This window comes from Leucobacter soli, assembly GCF_042659205.1.
GTDB lineage: Bacteria > Actinomycetota > Actinomycetes > Actinomycetales > Microbacteriaceae > Leucobacter > Leucobacter soli.
Genome location: NZ_JBHSRW010000055.1, coordinates 1 through 12,173, shown reverse-complemented (window position 1 = coordinate 12,173; position 12,173 = coordinate 1). Strand labels below are relative to the sequence as shown.

The window sequence follows — 12,173 nt, the reverse complement described above, 5'->3', positions numbered from 1 at the left end:
GAGCGCGAGGCCGGGCACGAGTGCCACCGCTCCGCCGGCGGCGGCCATCGCCAGCATCGCCGGCACGTTGTCGGTCTCCTGGATGATCTCGGGTTCGAAGCCGCACTCGGCGGAGGCGGCGAGCAGGTGACCGCGGCACTTCTCGCAGCCGGCGATCCAGTGGTCGGCGGCGTAGTCGCCGAGGCGCGCCACCGCCAGCCCCTCGGCACGGTCGTCCGAGAGCACCAGGCTGACCGTCTCGCGCCAGAGCGGCGTGAAGACGCTGCCCGCGGGGAGCTCCGCCGCCCCGGCGTAGTCGAAGATCAGGGCGCAGTCGACCTCGCCGTCGCGCAGCATCCCGATCGCGGCGGGCGGCTCGGCCTCACGGTACTGCAGTGCGACTTCGGGGGCCTCTTGCGCCATCCGGCGCATGACGGCGGGGATGATCGTGGCCGAGGCCGACGGGAACGCTACCATGCGCAGGGTGCCGCCCCGCTCGCCGCGCAGATCCTCGATCGCTGCGAGAGCGGCGTCGATCTCGGCGACGACGGTTCGACCGTGATCGGCGAGGATGTTGCCCGCGGTCGTGAGCCGGATCCCGCGCCCCTGCCGTTCGATCAGCGGCACGGCGAGCCGGGTCTCGACGCGTTTGATCCGCTGGCTCACAGCGGGCTGGCTCAGACCGAGGCTCGCCGCCGCCGCGGTGAGGGAGCCGGTGGTCGCGAGGGCGTGCAGGATCCGCAGCTCGGTCGAATCGATCGCTCCGAGCGGATCGGCGTGGCGTGTGCTGCTCATGCCGATACGATAACACCGGCGGAGGTGTTTCACATATCCTATTCAGATTGCTTATACAGCGGCGTCCGCGAAGCTCTGCGCCTCCCGCTTGTCCTGCTCCGTCGCCACCAGCTGACCGCAGGCGCCGTCGATCTCCTTGCCGCGCGTGTCCCGCAGGGTCGTCGGGATCCCCGCCGCGTTCAGACGGTCGACGAACTCGCGGGTAACTCCCGGCTCGGATCGCGTCCACACGGAACCCGGTGTCGGGTTCAGCGGGATCGGGTTGACGTGCACCCAGCCGCGGCCGCGACGGTTCAGCTTCTCTGCGAGCAGGTCCGCCCGCCAGGCGTGATCGTTCATGTCCTTGATGAGCGCGTACTCGATCGAGACGCGTCGACCCGTGCGCTCGAAGTAGGCGCGTGCCGCATCGAGCACCTCGTCGACCTTCCACCTGCTGTTGACCGGGATCAGTTCGTCGCGCAGTTCGTCGTCGGGAGCGTGCAGCGAGAGCGCGAAGGTGACCGGGATCTCCTCGTCGGCCAGCTTCCGGATCGCCGGCGCGAGACCCACCGTCGACACCGTGATGCCCCGGGCGCTCATCCCGAGGCCTTCGGGAGCGGGCGCGACCATCCTGCGCACGGCGTTCATCACGCGCTTGTAGTTCGCGAGCGGCTCGCCCATCCCCATGAAGACGATGTTGTTCACGCGTTCCGGCTCCGCCCCGTTGCCGGCCTGCCGACCGATACCGAGGCCGCCCTCGGCGATCACCCGGTTCGCCTGGACGATCTGATCGAGGATCTCCGCCGTCGACATGTTCCGAGTCAGCCCTGCCTGGCCGGTGGCGCAGAAGGGGCAGTTCATCCCGCAGCCGCACTGGCTCGACACGCACAGCGTGATCCGGCCGGGGTAGCGCATGAGCACCGACTCCACGAGCGCACCGTCGAACAGGCGCCAGAGGAACTTGACCGTCGCCCCGTCGTCGGTGGTCAAGCGCTTGACCTCCGTCAGCAGCGGCGGGAGGAAGGCCGAGACGATCTCGCCGCGGCGATCCTTCGGCAGGTCGGTCATCCGTTCCGGATCCGTCGTGTGGTGGACGAGGTAGTGCGCGGAGAGCTGCTTCCCCCGGAACTTCGGCAGACCGAGCTCCTCCATCTTCGCCTCGCGCTCGACGAGCGTCATGTCGGCGAGGTGCACCGGCGGCTGCGTCACCCGGGGTGAGGCGAACTGCAGCGTCGGCCTGCCGTCCGGCCCGGTCAGCTGCTTCCACCCCTCCGTGCGGGGGCGAGTCTGGGGGCGCGTGCGCTCTGCCGAGCGGGGGCGCGTCGGGATCACGCGGCCGCCCGGCGGCTCGGCGTCGTGATTCAGCTTGTTGGGATCCACACCGGTATTCTCGCAGGTCGACCGCTCGCCCGCCTGGGCGGACGCGATCGGTGCAGTGGACGCGACCGCGTCAGAGCAGACGGGAGCGGATGAGGAAGCGCAGCCCTTCGGGCGCCTCCAGGGAGAAACCGCCGCCTCGCCCCGGTACCGCGTCGATCGTCAGATGCGTGTGCGACCAGACCTCGAACTGCTCGCGCGACATCCAGAAGCCGATCTCGCGGGCAGCCCCCTCCGCGCGATCGGCACCGTCGCCCGTCGCGGCGAGCGGCGGCAGTTCGAGGGTGCCGAGCAGGACGTCCTGCCCGCCCGTGCGGAACTGCCCCTCGCGGTAGCACATGGGCGCGCTGCCGTCGCAGCAGCCGCCCGACTGGTGGAACATGAGCGGGCCGTGCATCTCCCAGAGCCGGTCGATCAGCGCGATCGCCGCCGGGGTGAACGCCAGGCGGCTGACCGACTCGCCTTCCACTTCCGGCCGCGCCTCCACGCTGCCGGGGATGCCCGGGGCGTCGGCGGGAGCCGTGGTCACGGCCTCGAGGTCGCAGGCCTCGCCCACCACCGGTTCCTGCAGTTTCGAATCGGACATCTCGCCCTCCTCACCGCGGCGACCCCGCCGCTCCCCTCATCTCATCGTACGCCCGTCTCACGACCGGCGCCCGGGAAGCCTCGCTCCCGGACGCCGAGCCCGGACGCCGCGAGGGGGGACACGGCGTCCGGGGTCGGGCCGTCGGCTCAGAAGAAGCCCTGCGCGGTCTCCGCGTAGCTGACCAGCAGGTTCTTCGTCTGCTGGTAGTGATCCAGCATCATCTTGTGGTTCTCGCGACCGATGCCGCTCGACTTGTAACCGCCGAACGCCGCGTGGGCCGGATAGGCGTGGTAGTTGTTCACCCACACGCGGCCGGCCTCGATCGCGCGGCCGGCCCGGTACGCCGTGTTGCCGTCGCGACTCCATACGCCCGCGCCGAGACCGTAGAGCGTGTCGTTGGCGATGCGGATGGCGTCGTCGAAGTCGGTGAAGGTCGTCGCCGAGACGACCGGGCCGAAGATCTCCTCCTGGAAGATGCGCATCGAGTTGTCGCCCCGGAACACGGTCGGCTGGATGTAGAAGCCGCCCGAGAACTCTCCGCCGAGATCGAGCACGTCGCCTCCGGTGAGCACCTGGGCTCCCTCCTGCTTGCCGATGTCGAGATACGACTTGATCTTCTCGAACTGGTCGTTGGAGGCCTGGGCCCCGACCATCGTGTCGGTGTCGAGCGGATTGCCGCGCACGATCTTCTCGGTGCGCGCCACGACGGCGTCGAGGAAGTCGCCGGCGATCGACTCCTGGATCAGCGCGCGCGAGGGGCAGGTGCAGACCTCGCCCTGGTTGAGGGCGAACATCGTGAATCCCTCCTGCGCCTTGTCCCAGTAGGCGTCGTCGTTGCGCATGACGTCCTCGAAGAAGATGTTGGGGCTCTTGCCGCCGAGCTCCAGCGTCACCGGGATGATGTTCTCCGACGCGTACTGCATGATCAGGCGGCCGGTGGTCGTCTCCCCCGTGAACGCGATCTTGCGGATACGCGGGTTCGAGGCGAGCGGGGCGCCGGCTTCGGCGCCGAAGCCGTTGACGATGTTCACCACGCCGGCCGGCAGCAGGTCGCCGATCAGCTCGAAGAGGAACAGGATCGACGCCGGCGTCTGCTCGGCGGGCTTCAGCACGACGGCGTTGCCGGCGGCGAGCGCGGGGGCGAGCTTCCACGTGGCCATGAGGATCGGGAAGTTCCAGGGGATGATCTGCCCGACCACGCCGAGGGGCTCGTGGAAGTGGTACGCGACGGTGTCCTCGTCCAGCTGGGAGATGCCGCCCTCCTGCGCGCGGATGGTTCCGGCGAAGTAGCGGAAGTGGTCGATCGCGAGCGGAATGTCGGCGTTGAGGGTCTCGCGCACGGCCTTGCCGTTGTCCCAGGCTTCGGCCACGGCGATCGCTTCGAGGTTCGCCTCGATCCGATCGGCGATCTTGTTCAGGATCACCGCGCGCTCGGCCGGGCTCGTCCGCCCCCAGGCCGGTGCGGCGGCGTGGGCGGCGTCGAGCGCCGCCTCGATGTCCTCGGCGGTGCCCCTGGCGATCTCGCAGAACACCTTGCCCGTCACCGGGGTGACGTTCTCGAAATACTGACCCCGCACCGGAGCGACCCATTCGCCCCCGATGTAGTGCTCGTACCTGCCCTTGAACGAGACCAGCGAATCGGGCTGGCCGGGTGCTGCATAGACGGTCATTGCGATGCTCCTTCGACGTCGTTGTCTGGTTTTTCCCCGACCGAGCGGACGCGACCCGACGGGTGTCCGAGCGGCTGGGGTTCTCTGCAGAGTACGACGTCGAAGGTTGCGGCGACGTTGCGGCGATGTTGCAACGTCGTTACAGCTCGGCCCGGACCGCCTAGCGCGCCTCGAGCCGCGCCACCACGCGCGCCCGCTTCGGCGAGAGCGGGGGCAGCACGCGCAGCAGCGTCCGCCAGATCTCGAGGTCCTCCGCGCCCCAGCGCTCCGCGTAGTCGTAGAGCACCTCCGGCGCGGCGGACTGCAGCATCGCCTCGCGCAGGGTCGCGTCGACCTCGCTCCGGAGCTCCTCGACCACCGGCGAGGCCGAGGCCGGGAGCACCGGGCCGTCGTAGGCGGCGAGTGCGAGGCGGTGCGCGCCGCGATCGAGGGCGTCGAGCGTCTCGACCGCGTCGACCCGCAGCCCCGTGCTCAGGCGGTACGGCCGCGATTCCAGGTCGAAGTCGACGCGATGCTCCTCGAGCCAGCGCCGCAGTCGCACCAGCTCCGGTCGCAGCCGAGGTTCGTGAGCGCGATCCCCGTAGACCTGCTCGGCGAGAACGGCCGCGCTGAGCCCGTGGGGCGCTGCCGCCAGTGCGAGCAGGATCTCGGCGTGGCGCCCGGCGAGGGCCGCGGAGCCCGAGGCGCTCTCGAGGATCGCCGGATCGCGGCCGAGCACCACGATCCGCGGCACCTGCGGGGCGCGCGGCCGCCGAGACACGCGCTTCGGCTGTTCCCGCTCGATCATCTCCCGCAGCGAGATGAGCTTCAACTCCGCCTCGACCGCGGCGAGGGTCGCCTCGACTAGCGGGAGGATGTGGGGCGAGGCCGCCTCGTCTCCGCCGGTGACGTCGATCACCCCGAGGATCGAGCCGCTGAGCGGATCGTGCACGGGCGCGGCGGTGCAGCTCCACTGGTGCACGGCACGACTGTAGTGCTCGGCGCCGAGCACCTGGATCGAGTGATCCAGGGCGATCGCACTGCCCGGAGCGCTCGTGCCTACGGCGGACTCCGACCAGTCCATGCCCGAGCGGAAGCCCATCTCCTCGGCGCGCGAGCGCAGGCGTCGATCCCCGTCGATCCAGAGCAGGCGGCCGGAGGCGTCGCCGACCGCGACGATGAATCCCGCTTCCGCGGCCTCGTCGGAGAGGAGTCGCTGCACCAGCGGCAGCAGGCGGCCCACCGGGTGGGTGCGGCGCAACTCGGCGAGTTCGTCCTGCCCGAGCACCGGCCGGTCGGGGACGAGGTCGGGGTCGATGGTGCGATCCCTGGAGCGCAGCCACGAGTCGAGCACGACGGACCTCATGCCGGCATCCCGGGCGAAGCGCAGGCGCGCTTCGACGTCTTCCGCGACATCCGCCGCGACGTCCGCGCTCGAGACGAATCGGGCGTGGGCGCGTTCGAGCTGGCTCCGTCGCTCGCTGATCGACTCGCCGCGGTGCAGCGCCTGCCACCCGTTCGCCACTTCGGCCTCCTCGTCGGGGCTCCGTGCCGACGAGCCTACCCCGGCAACCGCCGGGTCGCACCTGCCGGGAGGCTGATCACGGGATCAGACGACCGGGTTCGAGAGGATCCCGATGCCGGCGACCTCCACCTCGACGGTGTCGCCGGCCTCGAGCGGGCCGACGCCGGCCGGGGTTCCGGTGAGGATCACGTCGCCCGGCAGCAGCGTGAACGCCTGCGACGCGTGCGCCACGATCTCCGGGATCGAGTGGATCAGCTGCGCCGTCGATCCGCGCTGGCGCAGCTCGCCGTTGACCCGCGTCTCGATGCGGGCGTCGGCCAGGTCGAGATCCGTCTCGATCACCGGGCCGAGCGGGCAGAACGTGTCGAAGCCCTTGGCCCGCGCCCACTGCCCGTCGCGCACCTGCAGGTCGCGCGCACTGACGTCGTTGGCGCAGGTGAACCCGTACACGACCTCCAGCGCGCGCTCGACCGGCACATCCTTCGCGACGACGCCGATCACGACGGCGAGCTCGCCCTCGTGCTCCACCCGGTCCGAGATCTCGGGCCGCACGATGGCTTCGCCCGGACCGATCACGGACGTGTTCGGCTTCAGGAAGAGCAGGGGCTCCGCCGTCGCTCGCCCTCCGGTGACGTCCCGCATCTCGGCGACGTGGTCGGCGTAGTTCTTGCCGACGGCGACGACCTTCGAGCGCGGAATCACCGGGGCCAGCAGACGGACCCGGGCGAGCGGCAGCCGGCGGCCCGTCGTCTCGTATCCGCCGAGGAGAGGATCGCCCGCGAGTTCGACGAGCTCGACCTCGCCCGTCCCCTCTGCCGCATCGAGGATCCCGTAGGAGATCTCCCCCTCGAACTGGAAGCGCGCGACCTTCATCCCGGTCAGGCCCCCGCGGTCACCATCACGCTGAGCCAGCCGTGGCGATCCTCGCGGACGCCGTACTGGATGCCGGTGAGCTCCTCGCGGAGCGACATCGTGAGCTCGCCCGGACTGTTCTCCTCGCCGAAATCGATCGACAGGCCATCCTCGCCGAGGAGCCGCCGGATCGGCGTGATCACCGCGGCGGTGCCGCAGGCGAATGCTTCCACGATCGATCCGTCGGCGACGCCCTCGCGCCACTCGGTCACGGTGATGTCCCGCTCCTCGACGGCGAGGCCGCGATCCTCCGCGAGCCGGATCAGGCTCTTGCGGGTGATGCCGTCGAGGATGTTGCCGTTGATCCGCGGCGTGAGCAGCGCGCGGGGCGCGCCGTCGGCTCCGGCCTGCACGAGGAACAGGTTCATGCCGCCGAGCTCGTCGATGGTGTCCTCGGTGGCGGAGTCGCAGAACAGGACCTGGGCGCAGCCGTGCTCGGCAGCGATCCGAGTCGGCAGGAGCGACGACGCGTAGTTGCCGCCGCACTTCGCCGCCCCGGTGCCGCCGCGCCCCGCTCGGGCGAGATCCCGGGAGAGCCAGATCGAGACCGGCTTGACACCACCCGTGAAGTAGGCCCCCGCCGGGCTGGCGATCACGAGGAAGCGGGCGCGCTGCGCGGCGCGCACCCCGAGGAAGCTCTCATCGGCGATCATGAACGGGCGCAGGTAGAGGGTCTGATCCTCGCCCGAAGGCACCCACTCCGCGTCGATCGTGACCAACTGCCGCACCCCCTCCACGAAGAGGTCGACGGGAAGCTCGGGGAGCGCCAGCCGACGGGCGCTCGCGTTCAGGCGGCGGCCGTTCTCCTCGGGGCGGAACGCGACGATCGAGCCGTCCTCGCGCCGATAGGCCTTGAGCCCTTCGAAGATCTCCTGCCCGTAGTGCAGCACCGATGACGCGGGATCCATGGGGATGGGCCCGTACGGCAGGACGGCGGCATCGTGCCACCCCTCCTCCTGGGTCCACGTGATCGAGACCATGTGATCGGTGAAGTGGTTGCCGAAGCCCGGGTTCGCGAGGATGGTCTCGCGCTCGGCCTCGGGCAGGCGGTCCGCCTCGGTCAGGGTGAAGTGCAGCTCGGTCATTGCGGTGCTTTCGGGATTGCGTGGAGGATGAGGGATCAGGCCGCGCGCGGCGGGAGCTGCGCGATGACGGCCGCGCCGATATCGGCGGTGGAGCGCTTCGCGCCGCCGCGGGCGGCGAGGTCGGCGCGTACGGCCGAGCGCACGCGCTCGGCATCGCCGTCGAAGCCCAGGTGGTCGAGCATGATGGCCGCGGAGAGGATCGCCGCGGTCGGGTCCGCGAGCTGCTGCCCAGCGATGTCGGGCGCAGAGCCGTGCACGGGCTCGAACATGCTCGGGAAGGTGCCGTCGGGATTGATGTTGCCGCTGGCTGCAAGACCGATACCGCCGCCGATAGCGCCGGCCAGGTCCGTGAGGATGTCTCCGAACAGGTTATCAGTCACGATGACGTCGAAGCGCGACGGGTCCTGCACCATGAAGATGGTGGCCGCGTCGACGTGCAGGTAGTCGACGGCGATCTCCGGGTGCTCGGCCGCGACCGCTTCGACGATCCGCTGCCAGGTCGCTCCCGAGTGGACGAGCACGTTCGTCTTGTGCACCCACGTGAGCTTCTTCCTGGGGCGCGCGGCGGCGAGCGAGAAGGCGTGGCGCACGACGCGCTCGATGCCGTAGGCCGTGTTGACCGAGACCTCCGTCGCCACCTCCGCCGCGGTGCCGGCGCGCAGGCGCCCGCCGTTGCCCGCGTAGGGGCCCTCCGTGCCTTCGCGCACGACGACGAAGTCGACCTCGCCCGGATCCTTCAGCGTCGATTCGACGCCCGGGTAGAGCGCGCAGGGCCGCAGATTGACGTAGTGGTCGAAGTCGAAGCGCAGCTTGAGCAGCAGTCCGCGCTCGATGTTCGCCGCCTTGAGACGCGGATCCCCGGGCACGCCGCCGACGGCGCCGAAGAGGATCGCATCGTGCTCGGCGATCGCGGCCTGCTCCGCCTCCGGCAGGGTCTCCCCCGTCGCCAGGTAGCGCTCCGCGCCCAAGGAGAACTCCGTGCGCTCCAGCACCGCGTCGCCTCCCGCGAGCACCGCGTCGAGAACGCGGTTCGCCTCGGCGATCACCTCGGGGCCGATCCCGTCTCCGGGGATCACGGCGAGCTTGATGGTGCGGGTCACGGCGGCTCCTTCTGGTGTGGTGAACGTGCGCGAAGGGGGACTCGAACCCCCACGTCCGAAGACACTGGAACCTAAATCCAGCGCGTCTGCCAATTCCGCCACTCGCGCGAGCCACTCCAGTCTAGTGATCCCGACCCGGCTCTCCTGCCATCGCGTGCACCGCGGCCGCTCGCCGGCTCGCCTACTTGAGCCAGGCCACCGCCTTGATCAGGTGATGATCCGAGGCCGAGCTCAGCACGGTCTTGTAGGTCGACAGATGCACGTTCCCGTGGGCGAAGATGTGGTCGATCCGCCCCGCGTGGCCGCTCTTCATGACGACGGGCTTCTTCCAGCCATTGTACGTCTGGTACTCGAGGTTGTAGGCGGTATCGGCGGTGATCGCGTTGACGTAGCCCTTCGCCGTCAGGCGGGAGTTCAGCGTCTTGAGGTCGGTGCCGCGGGTGGGCGAGAGGTTGAGGTCGCCGGCCAGCAGCACCGGCTCGTCGCGCGTGTTCTTCTTATTGATCGTGCTGACGATCTTCTTCAGCTGGGCGCTGCGGTTCTTGTCGTAGCTCGACCCCTTGCGCACCTCGAGGTGCGCCGAGACGACCCAGAACTTCTTCCCGGTCTTCCGATCCTGGAAGCGAGCGATCGCGCCCCACCGCTGGTTGACGGCTCCACCGATCCGCGGCAGCTTGATCGTGCACGACGTGGAGTACTTCTTCCCGCCCGTCGTATCGGAGCATCCGGAGAGGAGTTTCACCTGCTTGTTGTTGTAGAGGATCCGCGTGCCGTCGCCGCCCATCGAGACGCCCGGCGCCGCGTACCGGGTGCTGCGCACCCAGCGCCACGCCGCCGACTTCCCCGTCTTCTTCTGCGCCTTCCGGATCTGCGTGGTCAGGGACCCGAGCTGGGTGTCGTCGCGGCCCGCGATCACAACGGACTCCTGGATCGCGAGGACGGAGGCGCCCGACTTCACGATCTGCTTCGCGACGCCCGGGCGGCGGGATTTCAGGGTTCCCGAGCTGAGCTCGGGCGTGAACGCCAGGTTGTACGAGGCCACCAGCACCTTCGCCGAACCGGAGCTCCGGCTCGACTTCGGCTGGCCTGCGGCCGTGATCCGGCTCGCCGTCAGCACGCTCTTCTTCGAGCCGTTCACGGCCTGCATGCGCACCGTGAAATGCCGCCCGGATCCCAGCGGGGCGCGCAGTTTCTTGAGGTTCGCCTTCGAGACCACGATCGAGGTCGCGTCCTTCTTCGCGGAGAGCACGACGGCGCCCTTCGAACCGAAGTGCTCGAGGCCGAGGTGGATCTTGAACCCGGTGACGCAGCTGGCGCTCGGCGTCCACGAGATCCTCACGTTGCCGGTCGAGGTGAGCGTCGGCTGCTTGAGCGTCGGCTTGGCGACGGTGCTGCCGGTCGTGCACCCCGCGGCCGCGGCCGGCGTGCCGGCATCCGCCGCGCCGCCGATGCCGACGGCGCTGCTGACCGCCAGCAGCGCGGCGAGCGTGAACGCGAATGGCGCGGAAACCCTTCGATACGACATGCGGCGACCGCCCCTTTCACCCTGTCCGGGAGTCGAATGCAACCCGACCACCGTAGCATCCGCGATGCGGGCGGGCCCGGTGGCCGGATTCGACCCATGCACCGCGGCCTCCGGGCGCGTTTCGACTACCATCCGGTCGAGAGCACCTCGTCTAGCCGTGCGATCACGAAATCCGCGCTCTCGGCGGTGAGGCAGAGCGGCGGCTTGACCTTCAGCACGTTCGAGCGCTCCGAGGTCGTGAGCACGATCACGCCGAGTTCCTTGAGCCGCTCGCAGATCGCCGAGGCCTCCGCCGTCGCGGGCTCCATGGTCGCGTGATCCCGCACCAGCTCGACGCCCAGGTAGAGCCCTTCTCCGTGCACCGGGCCGATGAGGTCGTGCTTCCCCGCCAGCGCGCGGAAGCCCTCGGCCAGCCGGCCGCCGACGACGCGGGCGTTCTCCTGCAGGCGCTCCTCCTCCATCGCGTCGAGCACCGAGAGCCCGACGACGCAGCTGAGCGGGTTGCCGCCCGCGGAGGAGAAGAACTGGCCCTGGCTCGCGAGCGCATCGGCGATCCGCTTCGTGGTGATCACCCCGCCGATCGGGAAGCCGTTGCCCATGGGCTTCGCGATCGTGATGATGTCGGGGAGCACCCCCGACTGCTCGAAGCCCCAGAAGCTCGAGCCCATGCGACCGAAGCCGACCTGCACCTCGTCGGCGATGCAGAGCCCGCCCGCGGCGCGCACCCGGGAGTAGGCGTCGGCGAGGTAGCCGCCGGGCAGCAGCACGCCGCCCGCGTTGCCGAGCACCGATTCGCAGATGAAGCCGGCGACGTCGCGCCCAGCTGCGGCGAGCGCGTCGAGGTCCCGGCCGAGGTCGGCCGCGTACTTCGCGCCGATCGCCGCGTCGCCGGCCTCGCCGCGATAGGTGCCGCGGAAGCGGTTGGGCACGTCGGCGACGTGGATCCAGTCGGGCCGGTTGTCCAGCGCGTAGGGGTTGTCGTAGGCGCTCGTCGTCACCGCGTCGCTCGCCATCGTCCAGCCGTGGTAGGCCTCGCGCAGGGCGACGACCGTCTTGCGTCCCGTCGCCGCCTGGGCGAGCCGCAACGCGAGGTCCACGGCCTCGGATCCGCTGTTGACGAGAAGCACGGTGTCGAGTGCGGAGTCCTCGGGCAGCAGGGCGAGCAGCCGCTCGCTGTACTCGGCGAGTTCCCGGTAGAGGAAGCGCGAGTTGGTGTTGAGGATCCGGATCTGGCGGTTCACGGCATCCGCGACCCCCGGGTGGCCGTGGCCGAGCCCGGTCACGTTGTTCACGACGTCGACGTAGGATCGCCCGGTCGTGTCGATCAGGTGGTGCCGCCAGCCGCGCTCGATCTGCATCGGCTGCTCGTAGTAGCGCTCCTGCGCGCTCGCGAAGATCCGCTCGCGGCGGCGCCGCTCGTCGGCGGCCTCGTCGCGCTGAGCGAGCGGGGGCAGGCCGAGCAGTCCGGCGGGATCGTGGGTGAGACGAGCCCAGGCCGGCACGCGCTCCGGGGAGACGAATTCGACCCCGTCCGATTCGGGCCCCGTGTCGGATCGGCGCAGGCCGACCATCAGCTCTCGCGCCTCGCCCGCCGCCGAGGCGGGGAGCACGCCGACGCCGCTGAACTGATCCTGGATGAAATTGCCGATCAGGTACTGATC

At 70.0% G+C, this 12,173-nt stretch carries 10 protein-coding genes and 1 tRNA gene; all 11 read right to left on the bottom strand.

From position 1 onward, the window contains the following. Nucleotides 1-774: LysR family transcriptional regulator (locus ACFPZL_RS05560; RefSeq protein WP_382334844.1), on the bottom strand; the 774-nt coding region annotated here is incomplete at its 3' end. 51 nt (nt 775-825) lie between these two features. Then, a complete protein-coding gene (gene rlmN, locus ACFPZL_RS05555) occupies nt 826-2,133 on the bottom strand; it encodes a 23S rRNA (adenine(2503)-C(2))-methyltransferase RlmN (RefSeq protein WP_218113903.1) in 1,308 nt (435 codons plus the stop codon). A gap of 70 nt (nt 2,134-2,203) precedes the next feature. Continuing rightward, nucleotides 2,204-2,716: a DUF779 domain-containing protein gene (locus ACFPZL_RS05550; RefSeq protein ID WP_218113902.1), complete on the bottom strand. Its 513-nt coding sequence runs from the start codon at nt 2,714-2,716 to the stop codon at nt 2,204-2,206. A gap of 146 nt (nt 2,717-2,862) precedes the next feature. Next, entirely contained in the window at nt 2,863-4,386 is a 1,524-nt protein-coding gene (gene adh / locus ACFPZL_RS05545; RefSeq protein ID WP_218113901.1) for an aldehyde dehydrogenase, read from the bottom strand. Nucleotides 4,387-4,546: 160 nt separating this feature from the next. Beyond that, nucleotides 4,547-5,890, bottom strand: a complete 1,344-nt coding sequence (locus ACFPZL_RS05540; RefSeq protein ID WP_218113900.1) for a sigma-54-dependent transcriptional regulator family protein — start codon at nt 5,888-5,890, stop codon at nt 4,547-4,549. An 84-nt stretch (nt 5,891-5,974) separates the two neighbouring features. Beyond that, nucleotides 5,975-6,763 (bottom strand): fumarylacetoacetate hydrolase family protein, encoded by a 789-nt coding sequence (locus tag ACFPZL_RS05535; protein ID WP_218113899.1) that lies wholly within the window; start codon nt 6,761-6,763, stop codon nt 5,975-5,977. A 5-nt stretch (nt 6,764-6,768) separates the two neighbouring features. Continuing rightward, complete coding sequence (locus ACFPZL_RS05530) at nt 6,769-7,887, bottom strand: branched-chain amino acid aminotransferase (RefSeq protein ID WP_218113898.1); 1,119 nt, start codon at nt 7,885-7,887, stop codon at nt 6,769-6,771. A 35-nt stretch (nt 7,888-7,922) separates the two neighbouring features. Next, complete coding sequence (locus tag ACFPZL_RS05525) at nt 7,923-8,987, bottom strand: 3-isopropylmalate dehydrogenase (RefSeq protein ID WP_218113897.1); 1,065 nt, start codon at nt 8,985-8,987, stop codon at nt 7,923-7,925. A 26-nt stretch (nt 8,988-9,013) separates the two neighbouring features. Continuing rightward, nucleotides 9,014-9,095 (bottom strand) — tRNA-Leu (locus ACFPZL_RS05520). A 73-nt stretch (nt 9,096-9,168) separates the two neighbouring features. Continuing rightward, nucleotides 9,169-10,512 (bottom strand): endonuclease/exonuclease/phosphatase family protein, encoded by a 1,344-nt coding sequence (locus ACFPZL_RS05515; RefSeq protein ID WP_218113896.1) that lies wholly within the window; start codon nt 10,510-10,512, stop codon nt 9,169-9,171. A gap of 125 nt (nt 10,513-10,637) precedes the next feature. After that, nucleotides 10,638-12,173: aminotransferase class III-fold pyridoxal phosphate-dependent enzyme (locus ACFPZL_RS05510; protein ID WP_382334839.1), on the bottom strand; the 1,536-nt coding region annotated here is incomplete at its 5' end.